Raw genomic sequence first — 13264 nt, 5'->3', positions numbered from 1 at the left:
TGAAAAAGGGAACATCCACCCCCTGAGCAATCTCCGGCATCGGACTCAACCGCAACGCCAGCCGATTTAGGTGCAACACTGGCGACAACATTCGTTAAAACATCCGGCAACACTCAACAAACACACAAGCCACCAAACCGCCAATGCTCAGTTACAAATGCCACGTAATGAGATCATCGCATCACAATTCTCCACGGAAATCACGAAACCCTTTCACCTAAGGACTTTTTTGTTGCCTGACGTTCCTGATAGGCTATCGGCCATTAGAAAAACGATAAAAGATGTAAAGGAAGTTACATGATGACGAAATCGCCAAATAAAATGGGGCTGACCACCCAGATCCTACTCGGTATGTTTGCCGGGATCCTGGCAGCCATGCTGCTTCGAAATCTTCTGCCGGGCAGTGAATGGGTTCAAACCCTCTTTACTGACGGGATCTTTAATGTCCTGGGCTCCGTGTTCGTGTCAGCCCTTCGCATGCTGGTGGTTCCCCTGGTATTTGTCTCCCTGGTCTGCGGAACCTGTAACCTGTCCGAGCCCTCGAAGCTGGGACGGCTCGGTGGCAAGACCGTGGCCCTCTACCTTTTGACCACCGCCATCGCCATCTCCGTTGCCATGGCCGCCGCCATCCTTATCCACCCGGGCAGTGCTTCGCTGCAACAGGAGGAGATGGCCTTTGCCGCCAAGGAGGCGCCCTCATTGGCCCAGGTGGTGATCGACCTGGTTCCCCGTAACCCTCTGGCTGCCATGGTCGAAGGCAACATGCTGCAGATCATTGTTTTTGCAATTATCTTTGGCTTCGCTATCGCCCAGCTCGGCGACAAGACCCGCCAGGTCCGTGCGCTGTTCAATGAGCTTAACGAGGTGGTCCTTAAGATCGTCAACATCGTGATGATCCTGGCCCCGTTCGGCGTCTTCGGCCTGATCGCCAAGCTGGGGATGACCCTGGACCTGGCAGCCTTCGAATCCGTTGTGAAGTACTTCTTCGTCGTACTGGGCGTCCTGATCTTCCACGCGCTGGTGGTTTACCCGTTACTGCTGAGCGTTGTCGGCGGGCAAAACCCCATCACCTTCCTGAAGAAGATGGCCAGCGTCCAGATGTACGCCTTCTCCACCGCCAGCTCCGCGGCAACCCTGCCGATCACCATGGATAACGCCGAGAAGCGCCTGGGTGTTCACAACCGGGTCGGCTCCTTCACCCTGCCCCTGGGCGCAACCGTCAACATGGACGGCACCGCCATCATGCAGGGGGTCGCCACCATCTTCATCGCCCAGGTCTTCAATGTGGACCTCTCCGTCGCAGACATGCTGATGGTGATCCTGACCGCCACCCTCGCCTCCATCGGCACCGCCGGGGTACCTGGGGTCGGCCTCATCATGCTGGCCATGGTGCTGCAGCAGGTGGGCCTGCCGGTAGAGGGGATCGCCCTGATCCTGGGGGTTGACCGTCTGCTGGATATGGTCCGGACCGCCGTCAACATCACCGGGGACAGCGCCGTTTCCGTCATCGTCGCCAAGAGCGAAGGGGAGCTCGATGCCGAAGTCTACGGCAACCCCGATGCCGGTGCCGAACCGCAGCGGGCCTGATAGGTACAGATTCACAAAACTTCCCAGGGCAGCCATTGGCTGCCCTGTTTTTGTGAGGCACTACCAAAGTGCCGGCGCATTTAATGACATGACGCACAAAAAATACCGGCCCAGGCCGGTGTTTTTTATCCAGTACCTCTGTAACTCCTCCTGACCCTGACCTTCTGGTGCGCACCAGAGGTCTTAAGAGCGCATGTTCATGCCAGGGTTTGCAAAAGCTGTTACCCCTGGGCCTCGGTCAACCAAGGCTGCCGGTTAGAAGAAGTAACGGGCGCCGACGCCGTAGAGGTTCTCCTCCGAGGTTTTCTCAAAGCCAAACTCGCTGTCATCGATCTTAATCTCGGCAAACACCCTCAGTTGGCTCCCCCACTGGTAGTGCACCCCGATGACATACAGGTTCTTGAGATAGTCACCATTCACCTCCTCGTAGGCGCTGTCGGAGGACTCAAGCCGGTTTAACCCCGCCACCAGGGTGGCATCGCCGGCAAAGGTGTACCCAAACATCAGTTCGTAACCGTTGGCATCGTAGGGCACGTTCTGGTGATCGATCTCATGGTTCTCGCTGTCGGCGTAGTTCAGCGCCAAAAAAGCTCCGGGCCGATAGAGCTCGCCATAGCTAAATCCGACGATCCAGGCCTCATCCTTACCTTTCCCGGCGCGGGATGACTCAAAGTCCCCACGGTTGTAGGCCACGCCGATGGAGAAATCGTAGAAGGGATACACCAGCGAAAGCCCCCAGCTGTCATCATAATCCACCGACAAGGCGTCAAGCTCATCGCAAGGCGTGACTGTGGTCTCCGGGTCACAAATCACACTGATGGTGCCCTCCCCCTTAGCCTGGTACTGCAAACCTATCTTCAATCCGGCAACGCTGTTGCGGTACTGAAGGGCATTGTCGGCCCGCCCCGTCCCGGACAGCCCCCCGTCACTGTCAAAGTTATAGGTACCCGACGCCAGTCCCCCGGTAAAGATAAAGTAATCGGTGATCCCGGCGACGTCGTAGTAGACCGACCATTGCTTCCCAGCGGAGAAGCGACCGTAGCTCTCGTGAGAGAAGGCGAGGAAGCCCTGTCGGCTAAACAGGAAGTCCCCCTCACGAATCGACTGGAATGAGTCCCCGTTGGTTTGCAGTTTAGTGCCCGAGTCCACCAGGTTGAACCCCCACTCCATAAGGGCTTCCGACTGCCAGCCGTTTCGCATTTGACGGGCAAAGTGGAAGCGCACCCGCGACGAGCTGTCCACCAGCGCGTTGTCACCCCCGGTGTTGGCAAACCCGATGCCGGCGTGGCCGCCCACGGAGAGCAGGTTGACGTTATCGTCGTAAACATCCAGTGCGAAAGCGGGGGAGATGATGAGGCAAGCTGAAAGGGAGAGAGCTGAAATGCGCATTGAACCATCCTCTGGGTACCAAGGTATACGCCATCAGTCTAGTCCAGCCGTCCGGGTACGCCAGAGACAACAAAGCCACCGCAGGGCGGTGGCTTTGTGAGTAATCCCGGAAGGAATTACAGGAAGATACGCATACCAACTGCGAAGGAGTTGTCGGTATCGTGGAGATCGTTACCGTGGTCGACCTTGTAGGCACCGTAGACAACAACGCTTTCGGTCATCTTGTACTCAGCACCGAAGTTGGTGTACTCCTGAACGGTGAGATCGTTGGTGTCATCCTCGATGCCCTGGTACAGGACGTAAATGTTTACGCCGTTCTCCAGGCCGTAGGCCGCCAGGGCCTCAATGCCGGTGGCTTCTTCGGCAATGATGGTATTACCACCAGCGTTTTGAGAGTTCTGCAGGTTCTCAGAATTGGCGTAGGCCACGGCCAGGTTCAGGCCATCACTGTAGGTACCGTAGGACACGGAGAAAGCGTTAACGCTGGCATCCTGAATCCCACCATCAACACCGTAGTCAACGTCACCGCCGCTGTAGGCGTAGCCCAGGCGAACGCCAGCGATGTCGTAGGTCACAGATGCGGATACGCGATCGTCGTATTTATCATTAGTACCCTGCCACTGCAGACCGAAGTTCAGGTCACCACCTTTACCGAAGTCAACGCCATTGCGGTACTGGATGGAGTTGTTAGCGCGGCCCAGACCCAGGTCGCCACCATCGGTGCCGTTGGCGTAGGTGAACAGGGAGTCGGAACCGTAGGCGATCGGCATATCGGTCACGGAGGTTACATCGTAGTAGACGGACCACTGTTTACCGGCAGAGACGCGACCGGCCTGATCATGGCTTACGCCGATGTAGCCCAGACGGGTGGAGAAGGTGTTGCCACCGCTAACAAAGTTGCTCAGGCCCCACTCAACGCGGCTGTCCAGCGCAAAGCCGTTGCCCAGGTCGCGGTTGAAGCTGAAGTTGATACGCGGGGAGTTGGCGTTCAGCTGGGTGTCGCCGTTGTTGTCGTTCAGTTCAACGGTCAGGTGACCGCCCATGGACAGGGAGTTTTTACCGTCGTTGAACAGTTCAACGGCACCAACGCCGTTAGCAAAAGTCAAAGCAGGGATAGCAGCAGCAAGCAGTGTTTTTTTCATCGAGAATGCCTAACCAATCAAGCGTCTAAATTTGTTTTTTGTCCCGGGGTATTCCGTGGGAACTTATGTTGTCTTCCGTTAACGACGTGGACACTATCAAAGGGCAGGAATCATCAAAAGAGAGCTAGATCACACTTTTCTACTGATGAACAAAATTACTATCAATTAAAACGCTTTGGTTACAAACTTACTGCTACGGAATACACGAAAAGCAACATGATGCGACTGGGTGAAACATTCAGAAGAGACCCAGCTGGTCGCTGTCGAGATCATTGAGAGTCAGATCACAAGCCGCAAGCACAGGTTCCACCACGGGACGCAGTTGTTTGTCGACGTAGTGCTCTCTGTCGAGCTCCCCGTTACGCTCCTCCTTTGGAAAGGCGCCGTTGACGCCGATGTAGTAGCCGATAACGCTGCCTTTACGGTACCGGGGTTGATTCAGCAAGGCATTAGCGCGCCGGGCGGCGAGGACGTGCGGCGGCTGAGCCTGGTACTCCTCTAGGGGGCGCCGCAGACGCTTTCGGTAGAGAAGCAGTTCGTCACACTCTCCGTTGCGGATGCGGGCGACCCAACGCTTAACCAGGGGGGCCACCGGTTTCCCCATGAACCAGGCCTGGTACAACTCCCGCTGCAGGCGCCGAGCCATCTCGGTCCAGTCGCTACGCACCGTCTCCATCCCTTTGAACACCAGGGTCAGCGCATCGCCGTCGGCGACGGCGCCGACATAGCGTTTCTTTGAACCGGTTAAGGCGCCACGCAGGGTGGGCATGAAGAAGTGATCGAACTGGGTTTCAAACTCCAGCTCCAGGGCGCTGGTGAGCCCCAGCTGAGACAGTGTGTCCTGCCAGTAGGCATTGACCCGCTCAACCAGCGCCTGCCCCCAGGCAGTTGCCCGTGATGGGGGGCAGTCGTCCCCCACATGGACAAACAGGGAGTCGGTATCGCCGTAGATAACGGAAGCGCCCTCGGCTTCGATAAGTGCCCGGCTGCGTTTCATGATCTCATGGCCACGCAGGGTGATGGAACTGGCCAGTCTCGGATCATGGAAACGGCAACCCGCCGCACCGAGGACGCCGTAGAAGGAGTTCATCAGGATCTTTATCGCCTGGGAGAGGGGCTGGTCGTTGGCCCCCTTGGCCGCTTCCCGCTGCTCGGCCAGCTCGGCAATGAGCGCTGGCAACTGGTGCTGCTGGCGATGGAAACGGGCGCCCCGAAACCCCTCGATAGAGTCCGCGTCAGGGGCCTGTTGCGCGGCCAACATCCCCATGGGGTCGATGAGGTAGCTGCGGATGATGGAGGGGTAGAGGCTCTTGAAGTCCAGCACCAGGACATTGCGGTACTTGCCCGGCACCGAGTCCATCACGTAGCCGCCGGGACTGGGAGGGATCTCATGCGTGGTGAGATCCGGTGCCACATAGCCGCTACGGTGCAAAAGCGGCAGGTAGCGAAAGGTAAAGGCCGCCACCGAACCGCCGAGACGGTCCAACGCCAGGCCAGTCATCTGGCCCCGGGCCAGCACGAAGGGCAGCAACTGGGTTTTCTCGAAGATCCGCCACACCAGCTCACAATCCTTCAGGTTGTAGTGGGCCAGGGCCAGGGGATCGTGGTGAAAGTTATGCTCGATCTCCCCCATGCGATCCTCCGGCTGCTGGCAAGCCTTGCCCTCCCCAAGCAAGGCGTTGGCCACCGCATCCAGAGCAAAGCTGTCGAACTGGTAGAACGCCGCCTTGAGCCACTCGATCCCATCCAGGATCAACCGGCCGCTGATGGCGCAGCCCCGACCGGGCCCCGCGCGCTCCTCCCAGCGTGGTTCACTGCCATCCCGCCCCAGTGCCAGCCTCAGCCCGTGATGCTGGGCCCGCTTCTGCAGCAGACGGATATCGAACTGGGCCACCGACCAACCGATGATCACGTCCGGATCTGCCCGCTCAAACCAATCCAGCAGGCTGCGCAGCAGGGTCACCTCATCGGCCACGAAGGTCAGATAGTCTGGCCCTGGGCGTGCCTCGCCAATCATCCAGACCCGCTGTGCCGAGTCGCTGTAGAGGCCAATGGAGTAAAGCTCCCCCTCCCGACTGCACTCGATATCCAGGGAGACCATGCTGGGGGCGTGCGAAGGCACTGCGTGCCTGGCAGCCAGGATCCGATGGTCCTTTACCTTGGCTGCCATACCGGCGCGGATAAAGCGCTCCATGAGATAGCGCTCCTGGGGGGCAATGTCCGACTCCAGCAGGGGCCATCCCTGCGCCTGAGACTGACGCCGGCACTGCTGCCAAAGCTCACTGTCCCAGATATCCAGCGCCCACACCGGGCGATGCTCAAAATCGGTGGCGGGCACCGATTGCCACTGCCAGCCCTGCCGGCTGCCGAGCCAGGTCTGCCACTGGGGCTTTTGCTGTGCCAGCACATAACCTCGGTGTGGCTGGTCCGGCAAGGTGAGGCATACCGGCCCCCCTGAGGTGCTGAGCCAGTAGATAAGCTCAACGCCCCGGGGGCCGCTGCGCTGCTCACGGCTTAAAATCCAGCCGCTGTAAATTGAAGTGCGATCCATCTGCCCATTGTCCGGCAACGACTGGTAATATGTACAGCCGTTTCCCGCCAGCCTCAGAAGGTATTATGCTCAGCGACAAAGTAAAAAAGGCCACCCGCACGGCCTATAACAATCTCGCCGAGGCGATCCCAAACTTTGTCCGCCGCAAAGAGCAGAACTTCCTGATTGCCGAGATCGCCAAGACCCTGGCCGGCAGCTACGACAAACAGCGTCGGATCCTGGTGGTCCAAGCCGGAACCGGGACCGGCAAGTCCCTCGCCTATGCCCTGGGTGCCCTGCCCCTGGCCCTGGCCCAGGGGAAGAAGATCTGCATCTCCACCGCCACCGTCGCCCTGCAGGAGCAGCTGGTCAATAAGGACCTGCCCCTGCTCCAGCGCCACAGCGGACTGGAGTTTCGCTACGGCCTGGCCAAGGGGCGTAGCCGCTATGTCTGCCTTTCCAAGCTGGAGCTGCTGGCCGGTGAAGTGCCGGACAACCAGCAGGCCCTTTGGGAAACCAAGCCCGCCGACAAAGATGTAGCCCTGCTGAAGAAGCTGCACCAGGCCTACCACGAGGGGCAGTGGGACGGCGAGATCGACTCGGTCCCCGAGCCGGTGCCTGAACACCTCTGGGCGCAGATCGCGTCCGACAAACACAGCTGCAATCGCCAGCTGCCGGCTCACCGGGGCTGCCCCTTCCACAAGAGCCGCGAAAAGATGGACAGCTGGGATGTGCTGATCATCAACCACAGCCTGCTGATGGCGGATCTGGAACTCGGTGGCGGCAAGATCCTGCCGGACCCGGACAGCATGTATTACGTCCTCGACGAGGCCCATCACCTGCCACAGGTAGCGCGGGACTTCTCCGCCGCCAGCGCCACCATCAAAGGCTCCCTGGATGCCCTGAACAAGATGGAGAAGATGGCGCACAAGCTGGCCCGGGAGCTGGCTAACGACAAGGCCGCCATCCTCGCCTCGGACCTGTCGGAAGATATCGATGCCCAGAGCCAGGGGTTGGGGCAGTGGCAGAGCTTTTGCGACAACAACGCCTTCCTGTTCGACAACGAAGATCAGCGTCACCGCTTTGCCGGGGGCGTCCTGCCGGATCCCCTGGTCACCCTGGTGGAAAACCTCAAAGCCGCCAGCAGCCAGTCGCTGAAGAAGCTCACCAAGCTGCAGCTGATGCTGATGGAGGCCCTGAAGGATGGTGAGTTGAAAAGCCACAAGGCGGAGCCGCTGGTGGCGGAGCTGGGGATCACCCTCCAGCGCCAGGAGAGCCAGCACGCCGCCTGGCAGATGCTTGCCAAACCGGTGCCGGAGCAGGGCGCTCCCCAGGCCCGCTGGATAGACAAGCTGGACAGCAAGCGGGATGACTACCTGATCTGCGCCTCCCCTATCGAGATCGGCTTCCTGCTGGAGGAGCTGCTGTGGAGCAAGGCCGCCGGGGTGGCACTGCTCTCCGCCACCCTGATGGCGATGGGCAACTTCGAGCACTACCGTCACCAGGTGGGGCTGCGCCGTGATGACGGCACCCGGTTTTTTAACCTCCCCTCCCCCTTCGATTACCAGAAAAACGCCACCCTAGTGATCCCTAAGGTCCCGGTGGAACCCACCCACGATGGGTTCAGTGAGGCGCTGAACCAGCTGATCCCGGAGCTGTTGGAGGAGCAGGGTGCCAGCCTGGTGCTCTTTACCTCCTATCGCCAGATGGAATCGGTCGCGGAGTCCCTGCGCCGCTTCCAGCGCCTGCCGGTGCTGGTCCAGGGGGAGTCGCCCCGGCAGGAGCTTATCCGGGAGCACAAGGCCCGCATCGATGCGGGCAAAGCCTCCATCCTGCTGGGCACCGGCAGCTTCTCCGAGGGGTTGGATCTGCCCGGAGATTACCTGACCAACCTCATTATCACGCGGCTGCCCTTCACCGTCCCTACCTCGCCGGTGGACCAGGCCCACGCCGAGTACATCAAGACCCGGGGTGGTAACCCCTTCCTGCAGCTGACGGTGCCGGACGCGGCCAAGAAACTGGTTCAGGCTTGCGGCCGGCTGCTGCGCAACGAGCAGGATTATGGCAGGATCGTGATCCTCGACCGCCGCCTGGTGACCAAACGCTACGGTTCGGCGCTGCTGGATTCCCTGCCGCCCTACGGTCGTCAAATCGATTACTGAGCCTGGCTCATCAAGGAGTATTGTTTTGGAGCTGGCTCTCTCGACGGATCTTATCCTGATACTGGCTGCCGTGGCCTTCCTCGCCGGTTTTGTCGACGCCATCGCCGGCGGTGGTGGCCTGCTGACCATCCCGGCACTGCTGGCTGCCGGCCTGCCGCCGCACCTGGCACTGGGCACCAACAAGCTGGCCGCCACCTTTGGCTCCGCCACCGCCAGCTTCACCTTCTACCGCAAGAAGCTGTTTCAGCCCGGTGCCTGGGTGCGCTCCTTCTGGGCAACCCTGATCGGCGCCGCTCTGGGGACCCTGGCGGTCAACGTGGTCGAGGTGGCCTGGTTGGAGAAGTTCCTGCCGCTGCTGATCATCGCCATCGCCTTTCACAGCCTGTTCAGCCGGGCTCCGAAAGAGGACCAGCACCAGTTGCCCGCTCGCACCCCATCGCTGTTCCGGCGCCAGTGGGGACAGGGACTCACCATCGGCTTCTACGATGGCTTTGCCGGGCCCGGCACCGGGGCGTTCTGGACCGCCTCCTCCATGGTGCTCTACCGGATGAATATCCTGCTCAGCTCAGGCCTGGCCCGGAGCATGAACTTTGTCAGTAACGCCACGTCCCTGGGCTTTTTCATCGCCCTGGGGCATGTCCACTTCGGCATCGGCATCGCCATGGGCCTCTCTTTAATGGCCGGTGCCTGGCTCGGTGCCCACAGCGCCATCCGCTTCGGCGGACGCTTCATCCGCCCGGTCTTTATCACCATGGTGGTGCTGATCGCCGCGAAGCTGGCATGGCAGGCCTGGCTATGAGCGCCTACCCCCAACTGGTCAACACCCTGCGTCAACAGCTTCAGCAGCTGGAGCGCAAGCTGGGTGAGCATGACGCGGCCCTCTCCGAGGCGGACAAAAAGTGGCTCAACCACAAGTCCCGCTTCCATGAGCAACTGTTCGATCACCAGGGCGCCAGCCTCTCCGGCTGTCTCCGGGTGTTGCGACGGGACCTGCAGCAGATTGAACAGCTGATCCAGCTGGATGCCGGGGGCGAGACCCTTGCCCTGGCCTGCCAGCGTTTCAGCACCCGCTTCGAAGCGCTGCTCAGCGCCCTCAAAAACACCGACACCGCCCGACGGGGTGTGCAAAATAGCGCCCGACGCCGGCGCGCACCCGCCCGCCAGCAGCAGGGCTATGAATGGATCGCCCAGTCGGTGATGAACTCCAGCCACCACCTTTACCAGGAACTCAACAAGCATCAGCAGTGGGAGCAAAAAATGGTGCTGAAGATCCAACAGCTGGATCAAGCGCTTGACAAATATGAGGGGAGCGACAAGATCGAACGTCAGAACGCGATTTTGACGCTGCATAAACGACTGGGTAAATGCCGCCAGGCGATGACCTACATCGAGCAACGCATCGCCTGGTTGGAAAAGCCGAAATACTGAATCGCCCACGCCTTTAAGGAGCCCCCATGTACAAGGCCCTCGTCTGTCTGCTTGCCCTGGCCCTGAGCCCGGCCCTCAACGCGGCTTCCCTCACCATCCCGTTGGAGTTTGAATTTCTCGCCGTCAATGGTGAGCCCATCGGCACCTCGATGTTCAAACATAAAGACAACCTCAACCTGGTTCCGGGAGAAAACCGGGTGGCACTTCGATACAAGGATCTGGTTCGGGAAACCCTCGGTGATGGCCACTCGCGGGTGAACTCCAACCCTTTCGTGATCACCTTCACCATCGGTGCCGAGGAGAAGTACCATCTGGCCGCGGCCAGTGCGATCCGTGACCTCGACCAGGCCCGTCGCTTCGCGGACAATCCCCAAGTGGTGCTCACCGATGGCAAAGGAAACCCGATGGAGTTCGCAATGGCCCTGACCCAGGGGGAGGACCCCGGACTGCTGGAGAGAATGACCGGTTCCGACGGTCCGGACCTTGAGGAGCAGGCGATCGCCGCCACGGCCACCGGGGGCGCCCTCGCCGCCGCCGCGGATACCCAGAGCGCCAGCGCCGAACCATTCAAGGCCGACAGCAAGCCCTCCGAAGCGGCCACGGCACCAGTGACTGCCGATCCCGCCAACCCGGAAGCGATGCTCAAGTACTGGTGGCAGCAGGCGGATGAACCCACCCGCAAAGCCTTCATGAGCTGGGCCGTACAGCAGCTGTGACCCCGCTCGTTTTAAGGCGGGTCGAATGATGCACTGCGTCTATGACCCGCTCTACTCCCAGCTGGTTCTGCCCGAGCGACACCGCTACCCCATCAGCAAGTACGGCCTGCTGCACCAGGCACTGCAGGCCACCGACCTGCCGATACAGTGGCACCGGCCCCAGGGGATCACGCCGGAGCAGCTGGCCCTGGTGCACGATACCGACTACCTGACCCGCTTTCTCAACGGCACCCTCTCCAGCACGGCGTTGCGTCGCATCGGATTTCCCTGGAGCGAGCAGCTGGTTCAGCGCACCCTGCGCTCCTGCGGGGGCACCCTGGCAACGGCGACCCTGGCCGTCGAGCATGGGGTCGCCTGTCACCTCTCCGGCGGTTACCACCACGCTCACCATGATTTCGGCAGCGGTTTCTGCATCTTCAACGATCTGGTTGTCACGGCCGCCACCCTGCAGCAGCAGGGGCTGGGGCGGGTGCTGATCTTTGACTGCGATGTACACCAGGGGGATGGCAGCGCCACCCTGGCCGCGGATAAGCCGGAGATCATCACCGTTTCCCTTCACTGTGAGAAAAACTTCCCCGCCCGCAAGCCCCCCTCGGACGTGGACATCCCCCTGCCACGGCAGATGGGGGACGACGCCTACCTGGACTCCGTGACCACCGTCCTGCCCTGGGTGCTGTCGTTGTATCAACCGGAGCTGGTGCTGTACGATGCCGGCGTTGATATTCACCAGGAGGACGCGCTGGGGCATCTGGCGGTCAGCACCGAGGGGCTCTATCGCCGCGACCGTGCCGTGCTGGCAGAGTGCCGGCAAAGAGGGATCCCGGTGGCCGCAGTGATCGGCGGGGGCTATGCCGACGACCCTGCCGCCCTGACCCCGCGCCACCTGCAGCTGTTTCACGCTGCAGAGGATACCCGCCACCTCTGAGTGGCGTCGCCGCACCCACCTCCATTTTGAAGGAGCCGTTGTTGTTCTTACACCGACGCGCCGCCCCCTTGGCGGCCATGATGCTGACCCTACTGTTCTGCGCGCCCTCGGCCCTGGCCGAGCTGGCGACCTTTACCGCGGAGTACCGCGCTTACGCCAGCGGCCTGCCCTGCGGCAGAGGGCGCTGGTCACTGCACCCCATGGACGGCGTTGACGAGATACCCCGCTATCAATACCGGGCCGAAGGCAAGCTCTGCATCATGGGGCAGCGGGTCGACCACCGCAGTAACTTCCTGCTCATGGAGCGGGGGCCGGTACCGGAAAACTACCGGAGCCAATTCAAAGGCGTGTTCCGATCCCGCACCCTTGAGGGGGAGTTCGATGGCCAGCATTTCCAGGTCACGCTCGATGGTCAACCGCTGGAGAACGAAGACAGCTTTCCCCCCGCACGGTGGGAACCGGGCCTGCTGCTTTACCACCTCGGTCTGGCGCGCGAGTCCCTCACGCTCTCCTACACCTGGGGTGAAGAGACCCGGGAGTACCTGTTCGAGTACCACGGCAGCGAAGAGATCGAGACCCCCCTCGGCCCAGTGCTCGCCCACAAACTGGTCCAGGATCACCCGGGCAAGGAGCGGGTTGCTCAGTTCTGGTTTGCGCCTGCGCTCAATAACGCCCTGGTGCAGATGAAGGTGTCCCGCCTTGGTCTGCCCTGGCTCACGGTAAAAATGACGGACTATCGCAGTGACGCCACTTCCCTTCCCGCCCCATCGGCTGACTGATCACGGCTGGGTTAACCCCAGCCCCTGGCTCTACCTGCTGATGCTGTTCCTGGCCCGCACCTGGCTGCTGCTGACAGTCGCCGCGGTCAGTCGCCGCCATGGCAGTGATCTGCTAGGGCTCTTCTACCCCCAGCAGCGTGACTTTTACCTGGGGTTGGCCCTGGGGCTGGTACCGATGTTGCTGCTCTGGTTGCAGGGCCAGCGCCACCGATGGGCGCTCGCCGGGCGTGTCTGGCAGTGGGGATGGTGGCTGATGTTGCTGGTCCTGCTGCTGGATCTCGCCCTGCAGGGCAGCAGCCTCTATCGCCACCACGGCACCTTCTCCTGGGGCCCGGCCACCGTACTCATGCTCTCTGTCTGGTCACTCTGGTACCTGCTGCGAAGCCCCGATTGCCGTCGGGTTTTTCATCTGAAGGGGGAGCTGGAAGGTGGTGACCCCATGAAGGGTTAAGCGATTTTCAACCGAAACCCGCTGCGATTACGGGGTCGTGATGAGCCCACAGAGCAACATGGACAGGCGGACTTTGGAGCCGCTTTACCCCCGCTGAGCCCCTTCACAGGGACAACTGGTCGAGCCTGTTTCCGGTTGTCCACACACAGGCTGCA

At 60.9% G+C, this 13264-nt stretch carries 11 protein-coding genes; 8 read left to right on the top strand and 3 right to left on the bottom strand.

The features are described from left to right. The first annotated feature begins 297 nt into the window (after window positions 1-297). Window positions 298-1587 (top strand): dicarboxylate/amino acid:cation symporter, encoded by a 1290-nt coding sequence (locus tag ABD997_RS05365; RefSeq protein WP_345315983.1) that lies wholly within the window; start codon window positions 298-300, stop codon window positions 1585-1587. Window positions 1588-1842: 255 nt separating this feature from the next. On the opposite strand, the gene ABD997_RS05360 is transcribed toward ABD997_RS05365, so the two are convergent. The 3 genes from ABD997_RS05360 to ABD997_RS05350 form a co-directional block, all read right to left on the bottom strand. Then, window positions 1843-2976 carry a porin gene (locus tag ABD997_RS05360; protein ID WP_345315982.1) on the bottom strand — a complete coding sequence of 378 codons (1134 nt, stop codon included), beginning with the start codon at window positions 2974-2976 and terminating at the stop codon, window positions 1843-1845. A gap of 116 nt (window positions 2977-3092) precedes the next feature. Next, window positions 3093-4118 (bottom strand): porin, encoded by a 1026-nt coding sequence (locus ABD997_RS05355; protein WP_345315981.1) that lies wholly within the window; start codon window positions 4116-4118, stop codon window positions 3093-3095. A 238-nt stretch (window positions 4119-4356) separates the two neighbouring features. After that, on the bottom strand, window positions 4357-6669 hold the full coding sequence (locus tag ABD997_RS05350) for a DNA polymerase II (RefSeq protein ID WP_345315980.1): 2313 nt from the start codon (window positions 6667-6669) through the stop codon (window positions 4357-4359). A 65-nt stretch (window positions 6670-6734) separates the two neighbouring features. Here ABD997_RS05350 and dinG point away from each other — a divergent pair, with 65 nt between their 5' ends. From dinG to ABD997_RS05315, 7 genes are read left to right on the top strand one after another with little or no spacing between them, the layout of a single operon-like run. Further along, a complete protein-coding gene (gene dinG / locus ABD997_RS05345; protein ID WP_345315979.1) occupies window positions 6735-8810 on the top strand; it encodes an ATP-dependent DNA helicase DinG in 2076 nt (691 codons plus the stop codon). Between the two features lie 19 nt (window positions 8811-8829). Beyond that, the gene (locus ABD997_RS05340; RefSeq protein ID WP_425557055.1) at window positions 8830-9609 is read left to right on the top strand and encodes a TSUP family transporter; all 780 of its coding nucleotides are present in this window, start codon (window positions 8830-8832) and stop codon (window positions 9607-9609) included. After that, entirely contained in the window at window positions 9606-10238 is a 633-nt protein-coding gene (locus tag ABD997_RS05335; RefSeq protein ID WP_345315977.1) for a primosomal replication protein, read from the top strand. Before ABD997_RS05340 ends, ABD997_RS05335 begins: the two co-directional genes overlap by 4 nt. A gap of 26 nt (window positions 10239-10264) precedes the next feature. Beyond that, a complete protein-coding gene (locus ABD997_RS05330; protein WP_345315976.1) occupies window positions 10265-10954 on the top strand; it encodes a DUF2057 domain-containing protein in 690 nt (229 codons plus the stop codon). A gap of 25 nt (window positions 10955-10979) precedes the next feature. Then, the gene (locus tag ABD997_RS05325; RefSeq protein ID WP_345315975.1) at window positions 10980-11879 is read left to right on the top strand and encodes a histone deacetylase family protein; all 900 of its coding nucleotides are present in this window, start codon (window positions 10980-10982) and stop codon (window positions 11877-11879) included. Between the two features lie 41 nt (window positions 11880-11920). Continuing rightward, on the top strand, window positions 11921-12658 hold the full coding sequence (locus ABD997_RS05320; RefSeq protein ID WP_345315974.1) for a DUF3108 domain-containing protein: 738 nt from the start codon (window positions 11921-11923) through the stop codon (window positions 12656-12658). Further along, window positions 12621-13109, top strand: a complete 489-nt coding sequence (locus ABD997_RS05315) for a DUF2919 domain-containing protein (RefSeq protein ID WP_345315973.1) — start codon at window positions 12621-12623, stop codon at window positions 13107-13109. The genes ABD997_RS05320 and ABD997_RS05315 overlap by 38 nt, the downstream gene beginning before the upstream one ends. The last annotated feature ends 155 nt before the right edge of the window (window positions 13110-13264 follow it).

The sequence above is a fragment of the Ferrimonas gelatinilytica genome, assembly GCF_039544205.1.
GTDB classification, from domain to species: domain Bacteria; phylum Pseudomonadota; class Gammaproteobacteria; order Enterobacterales; family Shewanellaceae; genus Ferrimonas; species Ferrimonas gelatinilytica.
Note: the sequence above shows the minus strand (reverse complement) of the source record. Positions and strands in the feature narration are given on the sequence as shown.

Coding starts and splice junctions, on each gene's coding strand:
- ABD997_RS05335 (WP_345315977.1), top strand. CDS start 9,606: ATGAGCGCCTACCCCCAACTGGTCAACACCCTGCGTCAACAGCTTCAG.
- ABD997_RS05330 (WP_345315976.1), top strand. CDS start 10,265: ATGTACAAGGCCCTCGTCTGTCTGCTTGCCCTGGCCCTGAGCCCGGCC.
- ABD997_RS05325 (WP_345315975.1), top strand. CDS start 10,980: ATGATGCACTGCGTCTATGACCCGCTCTACTCCCAGCTGGTTCTGCCC.
- ABD997_RS05360 (WP_345315982.1), bottom strand. CDS start 2,976: ATGCGCATTTCAGCTCTCTCCCTTTCAGCTTGCCTCATCATCTCCCCC.
- dinG (WP_345315979.1), top strand. CDS start 6,735: ATGCTCAGCGACAAAGTAAAAAAGGCCACCCGCACGGCCTATAACAAT.
- ABD997_RS05355 (WP_345315981.1), bottom strand. CDS start 4,118: ATGAAAAAAACACTGCTTGCTGCTGCTATCCCTGCTTTGACTTTTGCT.
- ABD997_RS05365 (WP_345315983.1), top strand. CDS start 298: ATGATGACGAAATCGCCAAATAAAATGGGGCTGACCACCCAGATCCTA.
- ABD997_RS05350 (WP_345315980.1), bottom strand. CDS start 6,669: ATGGATCGCACTTCAATTTACAGCGGCTGGATTTTAAGCCGTGAGCAG.